Genomic DNA, 19,197 nt, shown 5'->3' with positions numbered 1-19,197 from the left:
GCCGAGCTGGCCCAGGTCCTGTCCCTGATCTTCACGATCAACACGTGGAACCGCATCGCGCTCGCTACCGCGAAGGTCGCAGGTACCGACGAGCGCCAGGGATGAGTTCAGCCCGTCCCGGGGGCACCCCCTGCTCGAAGAGCTTGGGGGAGTTCGAGGACGAGCGCGCAGCGCGATCGGCCCCGCCCCTCTCCGCCCAGCGGGCCGCGGGCCCCATCCCGTACGACGCCGCCAGGATCACCCCGCCGAGCAGCAGCCAGCCCACCGTGCCCCACTCCAGGAGCAGCGTCGTCAGGACCAGCGGGCCGAGGGTGCGGGCCACGGTCACGCCGGTGCCGAAGAAGCCCTGGTACTCGCCGATCCGCCCGGCGGGCGCCAGGTCGAAGCCGAGCTGCCAGGACCCGGCGGACTGCAGCATCTCGGCGGCGAGCAGCACCACGGACCCGGCGACGAGCACCGCGCCCGCCGCCCACGGCCCGCCGTCCACGGCGGACAGCGCGAACACCGCGCAGGTCACCAGCATCAGCAGCCCCGACCTGCGCACGGCCCGTACCGCCGTCGGAATCCCGGACACGGCCCGTGCCGTGCGCACCTGGAAGGCCATCACGCCCAGGGTGTTGAGGACGAAGAGCGCGGACACCAGCCACTCCGGCGCGTCGGTGCGTTCGGTCAGCCACAGCGGGATGCCGAGGCTGAGCAGCGGCATCCGCAGCAGCAGCACGGTGTTGAGGAGCGTGACGACCACGTACGGCCGGTCCTTGAGCACGGCGGGCCGCTCGCCCGCGACGGCCGGGACCGGCGCGACGGCGGGCAGCCGCCACAGCACCGCCGCGCACCCCACGAAGGCCGCCGCGTCGAGCGCGAACACCGACAGATACGCGGCCTCGCTGCCGTAGTGCAGCGCCACCCCGCCGAGCGCGGCACCGACCGCGAGCCCCGCGTTGAGCGTCGACTGGAGGTGGGCGAGGGCCCCGGTCCGCTCGTCCTTGCCGACGAGCCCGGCGAGCAGCGCCTGGCGCGCGGCGGCGAGCCCCGACTGGGCGGTGGCGTAGACGAGCGCGGACGCGACGAACGGCACGAAGCCGCGGACGACGAGGAAGGACGCCACGGCCGCGGCGGTGGCGAGCGCGAGCAGCACCGCCGTCCCGCGCGGCCCGCGCCGGTCCGCGAACCGCCCGAGGGGCACGCCCACGACCGAGCCCACCGCCCACGCCACCGTGAGCCCGAGCCCGATCCGCGCGGGGGCGAGCCCGACGACGTGCGTGAAGTACAGGGCGGACGTCACGTAGTACGCCCCGTCGCCGACGGAGTTGCTCAGCTGGGCGAGGGCGAGACGGCGCAGCGGGCCGGGCGCGGGGAGGAGCCGGGGTGTCGTCATGTCCCGAACACTAGAGAGCCAGTGGCACGCCCAAGTGGTCCATTTCCCGTACCAGTTCATGGGCCACTTTCGTGCGTCGACTGGCACGTCGATTCGTACGTCGAGAGGCCACACAAAAGCGCCGGACAGGCTCAGGAAAGCCTGTCCGGCGCTTGAGGACGAGCGCGAAGCGCGATCAACGGCGCCCGAGACGGCGTCAGCCCTTCAGCTCGGCCATCCACCGCTCGACGTCATCCGCACGGCGCGGCAGGCCCGCCGACAGGTTCCGGTTCCCGTCCTCCGTGACGAGGATGTCGTCCTCGATGCGGACGCCGATGCCCCGGTACTCCTCCGGCACGGTCAGGTCGTCCGACTGGAAGTACAGACCGGGCTCGACGGTCAGGCACATGCCCGGCTCCAGGGTGCCGTCGACATACGTCTCCGTGCGCGCGGCCGCGCAGTCGTGGACGTCCATGCCGAGCATGTGACCGGTGCCGTGCAGCGTCCAGCGGCGCTGGAGGCCGAGCTCCAGGACCCGCTCGACCGGGCCCTCGACGAGGCCCCACTCGACCAGCTTCTCGGCGAGCACCCGCTGCGCGGCGTCGTGGAAGTCGCGGTACTTGCCGCCCGGCTTCACCGCCGCGATACCGGCCTCCTGGGCCTCGTACACGGCGTCGTAGATCTTCCGCTGGAGCTCGTTGAAGCGGCCGTTGATCGGCAGCGTGCGCGTCACGTCGGCGGTGTAGTACGTGTGCGTCTCCACGCCCGCGTCGAGCAGGAGCAGTTCGCCGGAGCGCACGGCGCCGTCGTTGCGCACCCAGTGCAGGGTGGTGGCGTGCGGGCCCGCGGCGCAGATGGAGCCGTAGCCGACGTCGTTGCCCTCGACGCGGGCGCGCAGGAAGAACGTGCCTTCGATGTAGCGCTCGCTGGTCGCCTCGGCCTTGTCGAGGACCTTCACGACGTCCTCGAAGCCGCGCACCGTCGAGTCGACGGCCTTCTGCAGCTCGCCGACCTCGAACGCGTCCTTGACCAGGCGCAGCTCGGACAGGAAGACCCGCAGCTCCTCGTCGCGCTCGGCGGTGACCTTGTCCGACAGGGCGGCCTCGATACCGGCGTCGTAGCCGCGTACGACCCGCACCGGACCCGTCGCCGCGCGCAGCGCGTCCGCGAGCTCGCGGACGTCGGACGCGGGGATGCCGTACAGCGTCCCGGCCTCGGTCAGCGAGTGGCGGCGGCCGACCCACAGCTCGCCCTGGCCGTCGAGCCAGAACTCGCCGTTCTCACGGTTGGAGCGCGGCAGGAGGTAGATCGTCGCCTCGTGGCCCGTGCCCTTGGGCTCGAGGACGAGGACGCCGTCCTCGGTCTGGTTGCCGGTGAGGTACGCGTACTCGACGGAGGAGCGGAAGCCGTACTCCGTGTCGTTCGAGCGGGTCTTCAGGTTGCCCGCGGGGATCACCAGGCGCTCGCCCGGGAAGCGCGCCGACAGCGCGGCACGGCGGGCGGCGGTGTGCTCGGCCTGCGGGACCGGCTCCAGGTCACGCAGCTCCGTGTCGGCCCAGCCGGACTTCATGTTCTCGGCGAGCTCGTCGGACACACCCGGGTACAGGCCGTTCTTCCGCTGCTTGATCGGCTCTTCTTCCGCCTCTTCCGGGCCCGCTGCGGCAGCAGCCCCATTCAATTCAGCCGGGTTGAGAGCGTCCGACACGGCGTGCCTCCTCTGTACGACAACGGACTCTCCTCATCGTACGGCCGCCCCGAAGGGGTTCCAGAGGCAGAAGGCCCCTTACACAGCGCAGCCGGAAGGTCACGCGACGTCGGAGAACGCCCTCAGGCGAAGCGCGCCGCGAGCAGCACCACGTCCTCGTCGCTGTCGACCGCGTCGAGCCCGTCCGGCAGGACGGTGCGAAGGACATGGTCCGCGAGCGCGCCCGGGTCGTCCCGCGCGGCCCTCGGCACGCTCGCCGCCGCCGCGTGCAGCCGCGCGAACGCCCGGTCCATGGCGTCACCGGTGCGGTGAAGGAGCCCATCGGTGTAGAGAAGCAGCGTTTCTCCAGGCTCCGGGCGGATCTCCACGCTCGGCGCCTCCCAGCAGGCCAGCATGCCGAGCGGCGCCGACAGGGAGGTCTCCACGTACTCCGTGCGCCGCTCGCCGACGAGCAGCGGCGGGCTGTGTCCCGCCCCGGCGAGCACGACCTTGCGCAGGGCGGGCTCGCAGTACGCGAACAGGGCCGTCGCCGAGCGCGCGGGCTCGGTCAGGCGAAGCAGCAGCTCCAGGTCGGACAGGACCGCGACGGGGTCCTCGCCCTCCATCACCGCGTACGCCCGCAGGCTCGCCCGCAGCCGGCCCATCGCGGCGACCGCGCTGGGCCCGGACCCGGTGACGGACCCGACCGCGAGGCCGAGCGCCGCGTCGGGCAGCGGCAGCGCGTCGTGCCAGTCGCCGCCGCCGCGCGCACCGGTGCGGTGCCGGGCGGCGAGCTGCACGCCCGCGACGCGCGGCAGGCGCGAGGGCAGCAGCTCCTCGCGCAGCGTCGCCACCGTCGTGCGGGCGCGGGCGAGCTCGACCAGGCGGGCCAGGTGCTCGGCGGCGCCCTTGACGTACAGGCCGATCAGGTGCCGCTGCCGGTCCGCGGGCTCGGCGGGCTCGTCGTACAGCCAGACCGCCGCGCCGATGCCGCCCGCCGACCGGGTGGCGAGCGGCAGTGCGTAGCTCGCCGCGTAGCCGAGGCGGACGGCGACCTCGCGGTGGTGCGGGTCGAGGGCGTCGTCGGCGAAGAGGTCCGGCTGCACGATCTCGGTGAGCGGGGACGGCGGGGCTCCCGCGCCGGAGCGGTGCGCGGCGGCGGGGCGCATGGGATCGGCGAGGGGCGGGCCCGCGGCCGCGTGCGCCTCCAGGATGCGCCCGTGCGAGGTGGCGGCGCGCGGCACGGTCTCGATGTGCCCGAGGTCGGCGCGGGCGAGGCCGAGGCCGACGGTGGTGTCGGGGCCGAGCCCGTCGGCGGGCTCGACGACGGCGAGGCCGCGGCGGGCGCCGACGAGGGCGGCTCCGGCGCGCAGGAGCTCGGCCAGGGCGTCGTCGAGCGTGTCCGTGCGGGACAGCCGCTCGGTGAGTTCGTGCAGCGTGGTGAGGTCGGAGACCCAGCCCGCGAGGCGGTCCTGGATCAGCACGGCCGGGGCGCCCTGGGCGAATGGGGCAGGTGGGCCAGGTGGGGCAGTGTGCGCCGGAGAGGGAACGGTGGAATCGATTCCGGCCACTTTCGGCAGGTGAGGGGCGTTCATGGCTGACGGCTTTCCGGCCAGTGCGTATTGCTCAATAGCATCGCAAACCCCCTGTCATTCTGCGCCGCTAGCAATGGCTCCACATCTACACGCACTGGAGAGGGGATGTCCAGCATTGTCCTGCGAGGATTCCTGGTGTCCAGTGGGTCGCCGGTGAATTCTGTGATCCATGAGCGATCTTGAGAACTTGGCCGAAAACTGTTGCGAGGAAGGGCATATTGCGGTCGACTGAGATTGTTCGAAGGAGCGTCACAGCGGTCGTGAGGGGTACGTACTCGGTGATGGCCAGGGGCAGTTGCACCGCGCCCGGAACCTGGCGACGGACCCGGGCGTCTTAACCCACGGCGGCCGCGCCCCATCCTCCCGTGGCACCGGGGGCAAGAAATACGCGGGACGGCAAACGCCAGGCGCCGCCACCCCACGCCACGTTAACGCTCGGCCCATAGGGGATCCCCTTGCCGCAGGCTGGGGTGTGACGCGCCAGCTTGTACGCACCTTGCATGCACTTGTACGCGCACCTCGTACACACAGCGATAGAGATCCACACATGGTGTGATGTGGCCCGAAGTGTCCCTCTGCGTGTAACGGAAAGGAACGAGCGCACATGCGCGAGATCCTCGGAAGGCGACGCAGGCTCCTGTCCTGGCGGCCCGGTAGGAAGTCTGACCAGAGTCCCTCTCTGCTCGGCGCGGCCCTGACTTTCGCGACGGTATGGCGCTGGCCCGTGGTGCCCGGTGTCGGCACCGAAGGCCCTGGCAGGAACAGCCCCGGCGGGAACGGCCCGGGCGGGATCGGCTTCGACGGCTTCGACGACCGGCAGGACGACACCGAACGCGGCCGCAAGGGCGCGCGGGGCGGCAAGGACGCGCGCGGTGACGAGCAGGCGCGCGGCGACGAGGACGTGCGCGGCGGCGGGCGCGGGCGTGGCAGCGGGAGCGCGCGCGCCAAGGACGCCAGGAAGAGCGGCAAGCGGCAGAGCGCGGCCCGGCTCGGCGGCGGCCCCGCGCGCTGCGCCTGTCCCGACCCCGAGTGCGCGGCGCCCGGCGCCCACCCGCTCGACCCGGGCCTGCTCGCCGCGACCACCGACGAGCGCATGGTGCGCTGGTGGTGGACCAACCGCCCCGGCGCACCGGTCGTCCTCGCCACCGGCACGCACGCCCCGTGCGCCGTGAGCCTGCCCGCGGTCGCCGGCGCGCGCGCCCTCGTCGCGCTCGACGAGGCCGGCATCCGGCTCGGCCCGGTCGTCGCGACCCCGGACCGCTTCTTCGTGCTCGTCGCGCCGTACTCCATGGCGCAGTTGGGCGAGCTGCTCTACGCGAAGGACCGGGTGCCCGGATCGCTGCGCTTCCACGGGGACGGCGGCTACATCCCGCTGCCCCCCTCCGAGACGGGACCGGGACAGGTGCGCTGGGAGCGGGCGCCCCTGCCCGGCTCGGCCGCGCCATGGGTGCCGGACGTCGAGGCGGTGGTGGACGCCGTGGTGGACGCCCTCACTCGTACGGGTGTGAGCGCGCCCGAGTTCTGAGCGAGTTGGGCGTGCGGCGAACGGGCCGGGCGCCCAAGCTCGTTATCTTCGGGCCATGCACCCGCGCCCGGCCCTGAACCCCCGCCTGCTCGCGCTCCTGGGCGTCGTGGCCGTCGCGGCCCTCGTGCCGCTCGCCGGGGCCGCCGCGGGGCCCGTGCTCGACGACGCGGAGCGGCTCGCCGACCCGAGGGCCGCGGCGGGCCCGGACGCCGCCGGGCGCGCGCGGCAGGTCGCGGCCGACTCCGACGCGGGGCCCGCCTCCGGGGCCGCCGGCACCGCTGACTCCAGGGGCTCCGCCGACTCCGGGCCGGAATCGCACGGGTCCGGACGGCACGGGTCCGGGCCGCACGAGGCGGGACCGCATGAGTCCGGACCGTCCGCGTCCCGGCCGCAGGACACGGCGACGGCGGCGCCGGATTCCGCGCCCTCGACGCCCCTCCTGGACACCGCCGCCCACTGCGGCCCCGAACTCTCCTCGCCCGAGGGCGTCGAGGCCCAGACCTGTGTCCTCACCCAGGGCACGCTGACCTGGGCGCGCACCTACTACCGCAACGCGACCGGCGAGAGCCTCGACGCCGTCCTGAGCGTCATGGGCCCCAAGGGGCGCACGGTACAGATGCACTGCGCGGTGGGCGCGGAGGACGAGCCGGGGGCGTGCGACACGCCACGGGAGCGCACGACGGGGGCCGCCGCGCGGTACACGGCGGTCGCGGAGTTCGCGAGCGAGGGGGGCGGCGCCCTGCTGCTGCGGTCCGGAAGCAACTCGTCCGGGCCTCGGGGCAGTTGACCGGGCGGCCCTCCGCCGAGCGTGCGCGGGCATGGAAACGCCCGGTTGCTGGCGACGGGGGATGCACCAGCAACCGGGCTACCTGAACGGTAACAAGAGATCGGCGCTTGGCAAATTCGATCTCAGTTATCCGGACAGGGATTTCCCTCTGTCCACGGGGAGTTGTGACGGGAGTCACGCATTCCGACCAGACTGACTGGTGGGTCAGTGCGGCAGAGGTGGGACGGCTGTGGGGTGTCCGTCCCGTGACCCGCTGCGCTCCCCCGGTTAAGAATGCGTGACGGCCCGGCGACCGAAGACCGCCTGCCGGTACGCGCTCCCACCGGCCCGTTCGCATTCCGGCGCGGCACCCCGGGGGAACGTCAGCCGAATGTCATCCGTCGATGTGAAATGCGCCGCGGGTCCTACGCGGAGCCCGGCTCTCAGCTGAGCGTGACCTGGCGGTTGGTGAGGCCGCCGCGGGCCCGCCGCTCCTCCGCGGTCAGCGGCTCCGTGGCCGCGAGCGCCGTCGCGAGGCGGTCGGCGAACTCGGCCGCGGGCTTCTCGATGTCCTCGGCGCTCATGCCGCTCGGCAGGTCCCACACCGGCACCGTCAGGCCGTGCGCACGGAAGGAGCCGACGAGGCGCGTGCCCTCGCCGAGGCTCGACGTACCGGCGGCGTGCAGCCGCGCGAGCGCGTCGAGGAGCTGCTCCTCCGGGTGCGGCATGACCCAGCGCAGGTGGTTCTTCTCCGGCGTCTCGCACCAGTACGCGGCGTCCGCGGCGGCGAGCTTCACGGTGGGGATGGCGGCGGCGTTCGCCCGCTCCAGGGAGGCGGAGACCTCCGGCGACGCGTTCTCCGCGTCCGGCACCCAGAACTCGAAGCCCGAGTGCACCACCGGCGCGAACGGAGCCTGCTCGTCCAGGAGGTCCTGGAGGCGCGGCCCCTCGGCGGGCGCGCGGCGCCCCGGCACGGGCTTGCCCGGCTCGGTGGCGAGCGCGCGCTGCAGCGTGTCGGCGAGGTCGCGGCTGATGTCGCCGGACGAGGTGTCGTTCTGCAGGCCGAGCAGGACCGAGCCGTCCTCGCGGCGCAGCGCGGGCCAGGCCATCGGCAGCACGGTCGCGAGGGTCACGGAGGGCACGCCGTCGGGCAGGCCGTCCTTCAGGGTGAGCTCGACGGTGGCCGCCGGGACCAGCTCGCGCAGGGCCACCCAGTCGCACTCGCCGGCCAGGCCGTCGAAGGGGCGCTGGATCAGCTCGGTCACCGCGTGCGCCGCGGCCCGGCCGTGACAGGCCTTGTAGCGGCGGCCCGAACCGCAGGGGCAGGGTTCCCGGGCGCCGACGACCGGGACCTCGTGGTCCTTCAGCTGCGACTGCTTGCCCTTGGTGCCCTTGGTCTGCGGGCGCTTCTTGGCCATCTGGGTGTCTCCCGGTTACGGCTCACGTGCGTACGGGCGCGAGCCTAGCCGTTCGCCGCGGGCGGACTCGGTGCACGTCAGTCCCGGGAGGACCGCGTCAGTCCGCGCGTCGGTCCACGCGCCAGCCGCGCGTACGTCCACGCGCCAGCCGCGCTTCAGTCCGCGGGTCGGCCGCGCGTCAGTCCACGTCGTCGAACGGGTCGGAGAACCCCAGGTCGGATATCGCGGAGGCCGACGGCGCGGCGACGCGCGTAGCGAAGTCCTCGTGGCGGTGCCCGGATTGCACGAGGGCCCACACGGTGACCTCGCCGCGGGTGTCGTCCCGCACTCCCCAGGCCTCGGCCAGGGCGGTGATGATGTTGAGCCCGCGGCCGCCGTGCGCGGTCACCGACGGGGTGGCCGGAACCGGCCGGGTCGGTCCGCCGCCGTCGGTCACCTCGACCGTGAGACGTCCCGCCTTGTCGACGCGCCACGCGGCGCGCACGTCCCCGTCGCTGCTGTCGTCGTCCTTCAGCCCGCTGCCCAGTGGCCTGCCGTGCCGGCAGGCGTTGCTGAGCAGTTCGGAAAGGATCAGCACGGCGTCGTCGATGACCGATTCGGCCACCCCGCTGACGCGAAGCTGATCGCGCATCCGGTGCCTGGCTTCCCCCACGCCCGCAGGACCATGGGGTACGGCCATGCTCGACGACGCGGGCACCTCCCGTGCCACCACAAACGCCACCCCCGAGACCTCCTTTGCCCCACGCCACGGTGTGGATGCCCCAATGGACTGGACCGGAAACCGGCCAACACCGGGATGGTGACGCACTCGTCACGATCGAATACGGAGCGAACGCGCCGGTGCACACCCCGTAACGGGAGTTAGGCGCGGCCCAGTTGGGACAGGACCTGCTTAGGGCGGTTGGTGATGATCGCGTCGACGCCGAGACGGGCGCACAGGTCGACGTCCGCGGGCTCGTTCACCGTCCACACGTGCACCTGGTGCCCGGCGCGCTTGAGCTTGGCGACGTACCCGGGGTGATTGCGTACGATCCGCATGCTCGGTCCGGCGACGCGCACCCCGCGCGGGAGCCGGCCGTCGCGGTGGCGCGGCGAGACGAACTGCATCAGGAAGACCGTCGGCAGGGTCGGCGACGCGGCCCGCACCCGGTGCAGCGAACGGGCCGAGAAACTCATCACCCGCACCGGGGAGGGACCGCCCGCGGGCGGCGCGTCCAGGCCGAAGCGCTTGAGCAGCAGAAGCAGCCGCTCCTCGACCTGGCCCGCCCAGCGGGTGGGGTGCTTGGTCTCGATGGCGAGCTGGACCCGCCGTCCGGAGGAGTTGTTTTCGGCCACGAGCTCCAGGAGCCGCTCCAGGGTGAGGACCGAGGTGTCCGCCGGGTCCGGGCCCTCCTCCCAGTCGGGCCCTTCGCCGTACGGGCCCTCCTCACGGTTCTTCCAGGAGCCGAAGTCGAGCGTGGCGAGGTCGGCGAGCTCCAGGGCGGAGACGGCGCCGCGGCCGTTGGAGGTGCGGTTGACGCGGCGGTCGTGGACGCAGACGAGATGGCCGTCCGCGGTGAGCCGCACATCGCATTCGAGGGCGTCGGCGCCGTCCTCGACCGCCTTCTTGTACGCGGCCAGCGTGTGCTCGGGAGCGTCCTCGGAGGCTCCGCGGTGGGCGACGACCTGGATGAGGTGCTGTCGTGCGTGGGTCACCGCGTCATGGTGCCACCGTCCGGGGCTCGGGGACGCCGCCCTGCGCCGCCGCCCGGCGCCGTCTTTCTCAGACTCCTCTCACATGCCTCTCAGCCGGTTCTGTGACTTCTCTGTGAGGCTCTTCGTGGGCCTCTTCGTGGGCCTTCCGAATGGGGCGGTTTCGCCCGCCGTGAACGCACAGTGTCGGCTTATGGTGCCCTGACAGCCCATGGGAAAAGCTGACTGCAGACAACTGAACGGTTGACAACGGTCGACTGGAGTCGTGCGCCACCGACCGACGGCCGACGGGAACCGACCGGCCGCCGACTTGATCTTTGGTCGTGACCGAGCACGACAGCGTGGACCGAGGAGAGGAAAGCTGTGAGCACCGAGAACGAGGGCACCGCGGTCCCCCCGGCCCCGTCCGCACCTCCCGCGCCGGTGGACGCTCCCGCTGCTCCCGCCCCCACCCCGTCGGCGGCGCCGCCCTCCGCTCCGGAGGCGTCCGACCGCCCCGAGCCGACCGCCCCACCGTCGGACGCGGCTCCGGCGACCCCTGCGACCCCTGCGACCCCGGTGACTTCGGAGACTCCGGCGGCCCCGCCCGCTCCGGCCGCGCACGCCGAGCCCGCGCACGCCGAGCCCACGCCCCCCGCGCCGCAGCCCCCGACCCCCCAGGTCCCGGATCCGTACGCACACACGAAGGCGCAGACCTCCACCCCGCACCCCGCCCCGGGGCACCACACCCCGCACCCGGCCCCCGGCCACACCCCGCACCCCGCCCCGGCCGCCGCCGCCCCCGCGTCCGGCGCCTGGCCGCCGCCCCCGCCGCCCGCCGTGCCGTCGTACGCGCAGAGCGGCGGTGCCGGATCCGGCTGGGGCTCCTCCTGGACGTCCGAGCAGCCGTCGGCGCCGAAGCCGGGCGGCCCCCGGCGCGGCGGCCTGGTCGCGGCCGTGCTCGCGGCGGCGCTCGTCGCGGGCGGCGTCGGCGGCGGCATCGGCTACTGGGCGGCGGACCGCAACGACGACGGGAGCACGGACTCCACGACGGTCTCCGCGTCGGACACGCCGGCCCAGCTCAAGCGGGATCCGGGCTCGGTCGCGGCCATCGCGAACAAGTCGCTGCCGAGCGTCGTCACCCTGGAGGCCCAGAACGGCAGCGGCGAAGGCGGCACGGGCACCGGCTTCGTCTACGACACACAGGGCCACATACTGACCAACAACCACGTGGTGGCGTCCGCCGCCGACGGCGGCAAGCTGTCGGCCACGTTCTCGAACGGCAAGAAGTACGAGGCCGAGGTCGTCGGCCGCGCGCAGGGGTACGACGTCGCGGTCATCAAGCTGAAGCACAAGCCGGCGAACCTGCGCGCCCTGCCGCTCGCCGACTCCGACAAGGTCGCCGTGGGCGACGAGACGATCGCGATCGGCGCCCCCTTCGGCCTGTCGAACACGGTGACGACGGGCATCGTCAGCGCCAAGAACCGCCCGGTGACCTCCAGCGACGGCGACAGCAGCAAGAGCTCGTACATGAGCGCCCTGCAGACCGACGCGTCCATCAACCCGGGCAACTCCGGCGGCCCGCTCCTGGACGCGCGGGGCGCGGTCATCGGCATCAACTCCGCGATCAAGCCCGCCGACAGCGGCGGCATGGGCGGCGGCCAGTCCGGTTCCATCGGCCTGGGCTTCGCGATCCCGGTCAACCAGGCGAAGAACGTCGCCCGGCAGCTGATCAAGACGGGCCAGGCCACGTACCCGAAGATCGGCGCCTCGGTCGCCACGGCCGGCGACAGCTCGGACGGCGCCAGGATCTCCGACGGCGCGGGCCGCTCGGGCCCCGCGATCGAGCCGAACGGCCCGGCGGCCAAGGCGGGCCTCAAGCCCGGCGACGTCATCACCCAGCTGGACGACACGGTGATCGACAGCGGCCCGACCCTGATCGGCCAGATCTGGACGTACAAGCCGGGCGACAAGGTCAAGATCACCTACGAGCGCGACGGCAAGGAGCACACGGTCGACGTAGTCCTGGGCGAACGCAAGGGCGACAGCTGACCCGCTACTCTTGACCCCGCGCCACCACCGGCAAGCCGGTCACAGGGCGCGGGGTGGGTTGCCCGAGCGGCCTAAGGGAACGGTCTTGAAAACCGTCGTGGTGCGAGCCACCGTGGGTTCAAATCCCACACCCACCGCGTGAACTGGCCATGGGCCAGCCGCTGAAGGGGGTGTCCGGAGCGATCCGGACACCCCCTTCAGCCATGTTCCGCAGCCGTCGGATCCGGGAGCTCACGAGCCGTCGGTTCCGGGAGCTCACGCGTGTCCCGTCAGGCGGGCCGCCGACGCGATCGTGGAGCGGGCCTCGCGCAGGGTGAGGCCGACGTGGAGGGCCGCTTCGGTGAGGGGGCCCACCAGGACGTCGCCGAGGCCGTTCTCGTAGGCGCGGCAAGCCGCCCAGAAGAGCCGGGTGTTGCGCTGGCCCTCGTGCGCGGCCAGGACGAACTGGACCAGGCCCTGGCCCTGTTGGGGGTCCGGCGGGCCGCCCGCGCGTGGGAGGGGGGTCCGGCGCGGGGGTGTCAGGAGGCGCAGCAGGGCCGGAGGGCACGGCGCCGGGGGGAGGTGGGCGGTGCCCGGCACCGTGCTGTAGACGCCGCGCTCGGTGCGGGAGCCCGGGCCGACGAGATAGCCGCCCGCGCCGCGGATGTCGATGCCGGGGGCGAGCCGGCCCGCCGAGTTGGGCACGACGACGTCGGGCGGCCCGGAGAGCCAGATGTGACGGCCGCCGCTGGGCGTGGTCACGACGACGGTCTCCGGGATGGTGAACAGGTGCCGCAGCGCGAGTTCGCGCAGGGCGGCCGGGGCGTCGGTGCCCGACTTGGTGTCCAGGTCGATGCCGATCAGGTGGTACGGCGGCAGCCCGCACGCGATGCCGTAGCCGGAGGCCCAGGGGGCGGCGGCGAACAGTTCGCGGATGCGCAGCGGGTCGGACGAGGCGTCGTACACACCGTGCCCCATGCGCCCGCACTCGCCCCGGCACGGCGACGGCTGCGGGGCGCCGTGCGGGGCGCCGTGCGGCGGTGGGTCGTGGGGGTGCCAGTCGTCGTGGTGCGGGTCGTCGTGGTGCCGGTCGTCGTGGCGCCAGCCTTCGTGGTGCCGGTCGTCGTGGTGCGGGGAGCGCAGCGCCGGGAGCTTGGTGCGGGACAGCGGGATGACGGCGAGGCCCCGCTCGGCGGCGGACAGGGCGTGGGCGAGCGCGAGGGTGGCGGTGTGCCGGTCGGCGGGGGCCATGCCCTCATTTTCGTACTGGCGTTCGAGGAAGGGAAGAGGGGGTGGGGCCCGGGGATGGCTCAAAGGGAGAAGCGCCCCCTTTTGCCGGGGTTTTGGCGGAACGCTTCAGCCCGTGCGGCGCTTGGGCGTGAGGCCCCTGATGCCCCCTGAGCTGGAGTGTCGGAGGCGCATAGCGGGTTTATCGACTTGTCCTCACGCTTGCGGGGGAATCGAGTCTTCCGGGGTGGTTCGACGGGGATTCGGTGGGCAACTCTGGACTCGCGACGTCGCGCAGATACCGAGGTGGTCGGCCAACCGCCTTGGATAAAGCCCTACTTGAGGTGCTTCCGGTGCATAGCCGGTGCGTATCTCCCGTTCTGGAGGAATAGACATGGCAAGCATCCGTACCGCCCGCGCCCTCGCCGCTGTCGCCGCCCTGCCCCTCGCCGCCGCCCTGTTCTCGGGTGTCGCGATGGCCGACAACGGCTCGTTCGCGGACAACGGATCGAACGCGGGTGTGGCGGTCGTCGACGGCAGCGGCGTCGGTGACGACAACAACGGCAACTCGTCCACCACGCAGCAGCAGGCGGTCGGCAACGGCGCCTCCAACCAGAGCAACACGGCTCAGGTGAACGGCTCCGCGTTCACGGAGATCGACCAGTCCAACGCGAACGTCGCCGTCAACTTCAGCGAACTGTGGTGAGCCGGGGCCCTGCCGGGGAGTGATCCCCGGGGGCCGGCTCCGTGGGGTGATGTGACGGTTTGCGCGGCGGTGCCTGGGGCCCGCCGCGCAGCTGTTTGCGGACGTCTTGACACCAGCAGGAGATCTGACGGACAGTCAGAAACTATTGCCGGTACGAGCGTACGAGCCGTTACGAGACGGAGAGGCCGCCCCCGTGCACCTCGCCCCCACCGAACGCCAGCGGGACCTGCGCGCCCACCTGCGCGCCTACTTCCGGGACCTGATGCCCGACGGACCGCCCGCGGGCGACGACACGCCGGGGCAGCGCCGGATCCTGCGGCGCATCGGCGCCGACGGCCTGCTCGGCATCGGCTGGCCGGTCGAGTACGGCGGCCAGGGGCGCGGCGCCGACGAGCAGTTCGTGTTCTTCGACGAGGCCTACCGCGCGGGCGCGCCCGTGTCGATGGTCACCCTGAACACCGTCGGGCCGACGCTCATGAAGCACGGCACCGAGGAGCAGAAGGCCGCGTTCCTGCCGCGCGTCCTCCGCGGCGAGTGCGTCTTCGCGATCGGCTACAGCGAGCCGTCGGCGGGCACGGACCTGGCGGCGCTCAGGACACGCGCCACCAAGGACGTCACCGGGGATGGCGGCGGCTGGCTGATCGACGGGCAGAAGGTCTTCACCTCCAACGCCCAGAACGCCGACTGGATCTGGCTCGCCTGCCGCACCGACCCCGACGCGCCCAGGCACCACGGCATCTCGATCCTCCTCGTGCCGACCGACGCCCCCGGGTTCTCCTGGACGCCGATCGAGACCGTGGGCGGCCTGACCACGACGGCCACGTACTACGACGGCGTACGCGTACCCGCGGGGAACCTCGTCGGCGCGGAGAACGGCGGCTGGGGCCTCATCACCGACCAGCTGAACCACGAGCGGGTCGCGCTCGCCGCGATCGGCATGCAGGCCGAGGACTTCTACGAGGCGGCTCTCACCGCCGCGCGTTCACCCGATCCGGTGACAGGCGAACGTCGGATCGACAGGCCGTGGGTGCGGTCGAAACTGGCTGAGGCACACGCTCTGCTCGCGGCGACGCGCCTGCTCAACTGGCGTTTGGTGGCCGACGTCGGGGCCGGGGGGCCGGCCCCCGGCGACGCGAGCGGCGTGAAATTCGCGGGAACCGAATCGGCGGTCGCGGTGTACCGAATATGTCAGGAGATCGTGGGGGACGCGGGGCTCGTGCGGGCCGGCTCGCCGGGATCCCTGGCAGTGGGGACAGCGACGGCCAGGGACGGGGAGCTGGAGCGGATGAACAGGGCGGCGCAGATCAACACCTTCGGGGGCGGCGTCAGCGAGGTGCAGCGCGAGATCGTGGCGACGATGCGGCTCGGGATGCGCAGGGGGCGGCGATGACGGGGGCCCGGGCGCGGGAGTCAGCGGTCGCGGGGACGGCGCGGGGCGAGCCCGCGGACGCGCTCGGATCCGCGGACGCGCTGTACGAGCGCCTGAAGGCGTACGAGGGACGGCCCGCGGCCGAGCGGGGCCACGGCAAGGACCTCGTCAACGCCCCGATGATCAGGCACTGGTGCGAGGCGATGGGCGACACCAGCCCTGCGTACGAGGGCCCGGACGCGACAGCCCCGCCCACGATGCTCCAGGCCTGGACGCTGGGCGGCCTCTCCGGCCACGCGGGCCGCACAGCGGCGTACGACGACCTCCTCGCCCTCCTGGACGGCGCCGGTTACACCTCGGTGGTCGCCACGGACTGCGAGCAGGAGTATCTGCGTCCGCTGCGCCCCGGGGACGGCATCACGTTCGACGCGGTGATCGAGGCGGTCTCGGAGCGCAAGACCACGAAGCTGGGCACGGGGTACTTCGTGACGACGCGGACGGACGTCCACGCGGACGGCGAGCTCGCGGGCAGGCACCGCTTCCGGATCCTCAAGTACGCGCCCGCGCGCCGCGAACCGAAGAAGCCGAAGAAGCCGAAGAAGCCGACGGAGGCGGGCAGCCGCCCGCGGCCGGTGATCAACAGGGACAACGCGGGGTTCTGGGACGGCGTGGCCCGGCACCGGCTGCTCATCCAGCGCTGCGGCGCCTGCGCCCGCCTCCGCTTCCCCTGGCTCCCGGGGTGCAACGCCTGCGGATCGCCGGAGTGGGACACGGTCGAGGCGGTCGGCGAGGGCACGGTCTATTCGTACGTGGTGATGCACCACCCCCCGTTCCCCGCCCTCGACCCGCCGTACGCGGTGGTCCTCGTCGAGCTGGCGGAGGGCGTCCGGATGATCAGCCAGGTCGTGGGGGTGCCGCACGACCGGGTGCGGATCGGGATGCCGGTGCGCCTGGAGTTCCAGCGGGTCGAGGAGGACCTGGAGCTGCCGGTGTTCCGGCCGGTCGCCGTGGACGGGGGTGCGCGCTGACATGGACTTCACGCCCACGGACGAGCAGACGGCGGCCCGGGACCTCGCGGCCCGGATCTTCGGGGACCTGTCCACACCGGAGCGGCTGACGGCGGCGGGCACCGGCGCGGACGCCGAGCTGTGGAAGGCCCTGTGCGCGGCGGGCCTGCCGGGTGCCGTGGCGGACGTCGGGCTGCTCGGGCTCGTGCTGCTGCTTGAGGAGCAGGGGCGGACGACGGCCCAGGTGCCGTTCGCGGCGAGCTGTGTGTACGGCCTGCTCGCGGTGGCGGCGCACGGCTCGGACGAGCAGCGGGCCCGGCTCCTCCCGGGGCTGCGGGACGGCACGGAGGTGGCGACCGGGGCCTTCCCCGCGCGCGGTGGCCAAGTGCGGGTCGAGGACGGCAGGTTGACCGGCGTCGTGCCGTGGGTGCCGTGGCTGCGGGACGCGACCGCGGTCCTGGTGGCCGCCGCCGACCGGAGCCTGTGGTGGGTGCGGACGGCCGACGCGTCCTGGTCACCGGTCGAGCTGACCGCGCCGTGGCGGGCGGGGCGCCTGAGACTGGACGGGGTGCGCGCGGAGCGCCTCGGCGGCGACCTCGCGTACGAGGGTGGCGGCACCGCGTACGGGGGCGGTGGCGACCTCGCGTACGAGGGTGAGGTCAGCGCCTACGACGACGTGCTGGCCGGCGCGCGGACGGCCTTCGCAGGGCTGCAGGCCGGGGTCTGCGCGGGCTCGCTGGCCCGTGCCGTGGCGTACACGAACGGGCGCGAGCAGTTCGGCAAGCCGCTGGCCGCCCTGCAGGCGGTCCAACTCCGCGCCGCCGACGCGCACATGGACACCGAGGCCATCCGCGTCACGGCGTACGAGGCGGCCTGGCGCCGCGACGAAGGACTGCCGTACGCGACGCACGCGCTGACCGCCGCGTGGTGGGCGTCGGAGGCGGGCCGCCGCGTCGTGCACGCGGGCCAGCATCTGCACGGCGGCGTGGGCGCCGACGTCGACCATCCGGTGCACCGGCACTTCCTGTGGGGGCGCCAGCTGGACGCGTACCTGGGGTGCGGCGGTGAGGTGCTCGCCGACCTCGGGGACCTGATCGCGAGGGAGGGGCCGGTATGACGGGCCGGGGAGGGGCCGGGACGAGGGTCGGTGACCGGCTGCCGCCGCTGGAGATCCAGATCACCCGCACCCTGATCGTCGCCGGAGCCATCGCCTCGCGGGACTACCAGGACGTGCACCACGACCCGGAGCTCGCCCGGGGCAAGGGCTCCCCGGACATCTTCATGAACATCCTCACCACGAACGGCCTGGTCGGGCGGTACATCACCGACCACTTCGGCCCGGACGCCGTCCTGCGCAAGGTGGCGATCAGGCTGGGTGCGCCCAACTATCCGGGGGACACGATGGTGTTGACGGGCGAGACGGAGCGCGTCGACCCGGGCGGGAGCGAGGGTGAGGGCGGGGGCAAGGGCGGGCTGACGGTCACCGTCAAGGTCACCGGGGCCAACGGCATCGGCACGCACGTCACGGGCAGGGTGACCGTCACCGTGCCGACGGGGGCGGGCGGGCCGGAGGCGGATGCGCCGAGGACGGGCGCGCCGGGCGCCACGGCGGCGGGGGGCGGCACATGAGCGTACGGACGAAGGACCGCCTCGGCGGGCAGGCGGCGATCGTCGGCATCGGGGCCACGGAGTTCTCCAAGGACTCCGGGCGCAGCGAGCTCACGCTGGCCGTGGAGGCGGTGCGGGCCGCGCTCGCCGACGCCGGCCTCGACCCCGGCGACGTCGACGGCCTGGTCACCTTCACGATGGACACCAGCCCGGAGATCACGGTCGCCCAGGCGGCGGGCATGGGCGAGCTCTCCTTCTTCTCCCGCGTGCACTACGGCGGCGGCGCGGCCTGCGCCACCGTGCAGCAGGCGGCGCTCGCGGTGGCGAGCGGGGTGGCCGAAGTCGTCGTCTGCTACCGGGCGTTCAACGAGCGGTCGGGGCGCCGCTTCGGCTCGGGCGTGCGGCATCGGGAGCCGACGGCGGAGGGCGTCGCGCTCGGCTGGGCGCTGCCGTTCGGGCTGCTCACGCCCGCCTCGTGGGTGGCGATGGCGGCGCGGCGCTATCTGCACACCCACGGCCTGACCCCCGAGGCCTTCGGCCACGTCGCGGTCACCGACCGGAAGTACGCGGCGACGAACCCGGCGGCGTACTTCCACGGACGACCCATCACGCTCCAGGACCACGCCGCGTCCCGGTGGATCGTCGAACCGCTGCGGCTGCTCGACTGCTGCCAGGAGACCGACGGCGGGCAGGCGGTCGTCGTGACGAGCGTCGAGCGGGCCCGCGACCTGCCGCGCCCACCCGCCGTGATCGCCGCCGCCGCCCAGGGCGCGGGCCGCGCCCAGGAGCAGATGACCAGCTTCTACCGCGACGACCTCAGCGGCCTGCCCGAAATGAACGTCGTGGCCCGGCAGCTGTGGCGGGGCTCGGGGCTCACGCCCGGGGACATCGACGTCGCCATCCTCTACGACCACTTCACGCCGTTCGTGCTGATGCAGCTGGAGGAGTTCGGGTTCTGCGCGCCGGGGGAGGCGGCGGAGTTCGTCGCCGAGGAGCGACTGCCGCTGAACACGCACGGGGGACAGCTCGGCGAGGCCTATCTGCACGGGATGAACGGCATAGCCGAGGCCGTACGACAACTGCGCGGCACCGCCGTGAACCAGATACCGGGCGCCGCCCGCACCCTTGTCACGGCAGGCACGGGTGTCCCCACATCGGGGCTGATCCTGGCGGCGGACGGCTGAACGCGGAGCGTGTTTCCTGCCGTGCGCCCGGCCGGACCCGTTCACTCGC

16 protein-coding genes, 1 tRNA gene and 2 pseudogenes are annotated in these 19,197 nt (G+C 73.2%); 12 read left to right on the top strand and 7 right to left on the bottom strand.

The window, feature by feature from the left end; genetic code table 11:
- A pseudogene (locus ACFWZ5_RS15615) lies at positions 1-105 on the top strand (carboxymuconolactone decarboxylase family protein); the annotation flags it as partial.
- Here ACFWZ5_RS15615 and ACFWZ5_RS15610 read toward each other — a convergent pair.
- The 3 genes from ACFWZ5_RS15610 to ACFWZ5_RS15600 all read right to left on the bottom strand — a co-directional run bounded on the left by ACFWZ5_RS15610 (position 65) and on the right by ACFWZ5_RS15600 (position 4,525).
- Positions 65-1,378: an MFS transporter gene (locus ACFWZ5_RS15610; RefSeq protein ID WP_384790971.1), complete on the bottom strand. Its 1,314-nt coding sequence runs from the start codon at positions 1,376-1,378 to the stop codon at positions 65-67. The pseudogene ACFWZ5_RS15615 and the gene ACFWZ5_RS15610 sit on opposite strands and share 41 nt — an antisense overlap.
- A 196-nt stretch (positions 1,379-1,574) precedes the next feature.
- Positions 1,575-3,062 (bottom strand): aminopeptidase P family protein, encoded by a 1,488-nt coding sequence (locus tag ACFWZ5_RS15605; protein ID WP_384790968.1) that lies wholly within the window; start codon positions 3,060-3,062, stop codon positions 1,575-1,577.
- 122 nt (positions 3,063-3,184) lie between these two features.
- Positions 3,185-4,525, bottom strand: coding sequence for a PP2C family protein-serine/threonine phosphatase (locus ACFWZ5_RS15600; protein ID WP_384790964.1), 1,341 nt, complete (start codon positions 4,523-4,525; stop codon positions 3,185-3,187).
- Between the two features lie 715 nt (positions 4,526-5,240).
- On the opposite strand from ACFWZ5_RS15600, the pseudogene ACFWZ5_RS15595 reads away from it, so the two are divergent.
- The 3 genes and pseudogenes from ACFWZ5_RS15595 to ACFWZ5_RS15585 form a co-directional block, all read left to right on the top strand.
- Positions 5,241-5,390 (top strand): annotated as a pseudogene (locus tag ACFWZ5_RS15595) (DNA primase); the annotation flags it as partial.
- Positions 5,391-5,537: 147 nt separating this feature from the next.
- Positions 5,538-6,161 carry a bifunctional DNA primase/polymerase gene (locus ACFWZ5_RS15590; protein ID WP_384790996.1) on the top strand — a complete coding sequence of 208 codons (624 nt, stop codon included), beginning with the start codon at positions 5,538-5,540 and terminating at the stop codon, positions 6,159-6,161.
- 55 nt (positions 6,162-6,216) lie between these two features.
- The gene (locus ACFWZ5_RS15585; protein WP_384790961.1) at positions 6,217-6,948 is read left to right on the top strand and encodes a hypothetical protein; all 732 of its coding nucleotides are present in this window, start codon (positions 6,217-6,219) and stop codon (positions 6,946-6,948) included.
- A 422-nt stretch (positions 6,949-7,370) separates the two neighbouring features.
- On the opposite strand, the gene ACFWZ5_RS15580 is transcribed toward ACFWZ5_RS15585, so the two are convergent.
- The 3 genes from ACFWZ5_RS15580 to ACFWZ5_RS15570 all read right to left on the bottom strand — a co-directional run bounded on the left by ACFWZ5_RS15580 (position 7,371) and on the right by ACFWZ5_RS15570 (position 10,040).
- A complete protein-coding gene (locus ACFWZ5_RS15580; RefSeq protein WP_384790958.1) occupies positions 7,371-8,345 on the bottom strand; it encodes a DUF5926 family protein in 975 nt (324 codons plus the stop codon).
- Between the two features lie 178 nt (positions 8,346-8,523).
- On the bottom strand, positions 8,524-9,153 hold the full coding sequence (locus tag ACFWZ5_RS15575; RefSeq protein WP_384790955.1) for an ATP-binding protein: 630 nt from the start codon (positions 9,151-9,153) through the stop codon (positions 8,524-8,526).
- A 53-nt stretch (positions 9,154-9,206) separates the two neighbouring features.
- Positions 9,207-10,040, bottom strand: coding sequence for a glycerophosphodiester phosphodiesterase (locus ACFWZ5_RS15570; RefSeq protein ID WP_384790952.1), 834 nt, complete (start codon positions 10,038-10,040; stop codon positions 9,207-9,209).
- Between the two features lie 360 nt (positions 10,041-10,400).
- On the opposite strand from ACFWZ5_RS15570, the gene ACFWZ5_RS15565 reads away from it, so the two are divergent.
- Both ACFWZ5_RS15565 and ACFWZ5_RS15560 read left to right on the top strand, forming a co-directional pair.
- Positions 10,401-12,068: a S1C family serine protease gene (locus ACFWZ5_RS15565; RefSeq protein WP_384790949.1), complete on the top strand. Its 1,668-nt coding sequence runs from the start codon at positions 10,401-10,403 to the stop codon at positions 12,066-12,068.
- Positions 12,069-12,120: 52 nt separating this feature from the next.
- A tRNA-Ser gene (locus ACFWZ5_RS15560) sits at positions 12,121-12,205 on the top strand.
- A gap of 118 nt (positions 12,206-12,323) precedes the next feature.
- Here ACFWZ5_RS15560 and ACFWZ5_RS15555 read toward each other — a convergent pair.
- A complete protein-coding gene (locus ACFWZ5_RS15555) occupies positions 12,324-13,298 on the bottom strand; it encodes a bifunctional DNA primase/polymerase (protein WP_384790946.1) in 975 nt (324 codons plus the stop codon).
- Positions 13,299-13,668: 370 nt separating this feature from the next.
- Here ACFWZ5_RS15555 and ACFWZ5_RS15550 point away from each other — a divergent pair, with 370 nt between their 5' ends.
- The 6 genes from ACFWZ5_RS15550 to ACFWZ5_RS15525 all read left to right on the top strand — a co-directional run bounded on the left by ACFWZ5_RS15550 (position 13,669) and on the right by ACFWZ5_RS15525 (position 19,148).
- Positions 13,669-13,980 carry a hypothetical protein gene (locus tag ACFWZ5_RS15550; protein ID WP_030677121.1) on the top strand — a complete coding sequence of 104 codons (312 nt, stop codon included), beginning with the start codon at positions 13,669-13,671 and terminating at the stop codon, positions 13,978-13,980.
- Positions 13,981-14,173: 193 nt separating this feature from the next.
- Positions 14,174-15,370, top strand: a complete 1,197-nt coding sequence (locus ACFWZ5_RS15545; RefSeq protein ID WP_384790942.1) for an acyl-CoA dehydrogenase family protein — start codon at positions 14,174-14,176, stop codon at positions 15,368-15,370.
- Positions 15,367-16,377, top strand: coding sequence for a bifunctional MaoC family dehydratase N-terminal/OB-fold nucleic acid binding domain-containing protein (locus ACFWZ5_RS15540; protein ID WP_384790938.1), 1,011 nt, complete (start codon positions 15,367-15,369; stop codon positions 16,375-16,377). Before ACFWZ5_RS15545 ends, ACFWZ5_RS15540 begins: the two co-directional genes overlap by 4 nt.
- A gap of 1 nt (position 16,378) precedes the next feature.
- Positions 16,379-17,473, top strand: coding sequence for an acyl-CoA dehydrogenase family protein (locus ACFWZ5_RS15535; protein ID WP_384790935.1), 1,095 nt, complete (start codon positions 16,379-16,381; stop codon positions 17,471-17,473).
- Complete coding sequence (locus ACFWZ5_RS15530; RefSeq protein WP_384790932.1) at positions 17,470-17,985, top strand: acyl dehydratase; 516 nt, start codon at positions 17,470-17,472, stop codon at positions 17,983-17,985. The genes ACFWZ5_RS15535 and ACFWZ5_RS15530 overlap by 4 nt, the downstream gene beginning before the upstream one ends.
- Entirely contained in the window at positions 17,982-19,148 is a 1,167-nt protein-coding gene (locus ACFWZ5_RS15525; RefSeq protein ID WP_384790929.1) for a lipid-transfer protein, read from the top strand. Before ACFWZ5_RS15530 ends, ACFWZ5_RS15525 begins: the two co-directional genes overlap by 4 nt.
- Positions 19,149-19,197 lie beyond the last annotated feature (49 nt).

The organism is Streptomyces sp. NPDC059003 (assembly GCF_042740445.1).
GTDB lineage: Bacteria > Actinomycetota > Actinomycetes > Streptomycetales > Streptomycetaceae > Streptomyces.
This window is presented reverse-complemented; position numbering and strand designations above follow the sequence as displayed.

Bases quoted from the DNA above. Each gene is read 5' to 3' on its own strand.
- ACFWZ5_RS15610 (WP_384790971.1), bottom strand. From the start codon at position 1,378: ATGACGACACCCCGGCTCCTCCCCGCGCCCGGCCCGCTGCGCCGTCTC.
- ACFWZ5_RS15555 (WP_384790946.1), bottom strand. From the start codon at position 13,298: ATGGCCCCCGCCGACCGGCACACCGCCACCCTCGCGCTCGCCCACGCC.
- ACFWZ5_RS15580 (WP_384790958.1), bottom strand. From the start codon at position 8,345: ATGGCCAAGAAGCGCCCGCAGACCAAGGGCACCAAGGGCAAGCAGTCG.
- ACFWZ5_RS15525 (WP_384790929.1), top strand. From the start codon at position 17,982: ATGAGCGTACGGACGAAGGACCGCCTCGGCGGGCAGGCGGCGATCGTC.
- ACFWZ5_RS15585 (WP_384790961.1), top strand. From the start codon at position 6,217: ATGCACCCGCGCCCGGCCCTGAACCCCCGCCTGCTCGCGCTCCTGGGC.
- ACFWZ5_RS15540 (WP_384790938.1), top strand. From the start codon at position 15,367: ATGACGGGGGCCCGGGCGCGGGAGTCAGCGGTCGCGGGGACGGCGCGG.
- ACFWZ5_RS15530 (WP_384790932.1), top strand. From the start codon at position 17,470: ATGACGGGCCGGGGAGGGGCCGGGACGAGGGTCGGTGACCGGCTGCCG.
- ACFWZ5_RS15550 (WP_030677121.1), top strand. From the start codon at position 13,669: ATGGCAAGCATCCGTACCGCCCGCGCCCTCGCCGCTGTCGCCGCCCTG.
- ACFWZ5_RS15535 (WP_384790935.1), top strand. From the start codon at position 16,379: ATGGACTTCACGCCCACGGACGAGCAGACGGCGGCCCGGGACCTCGCG.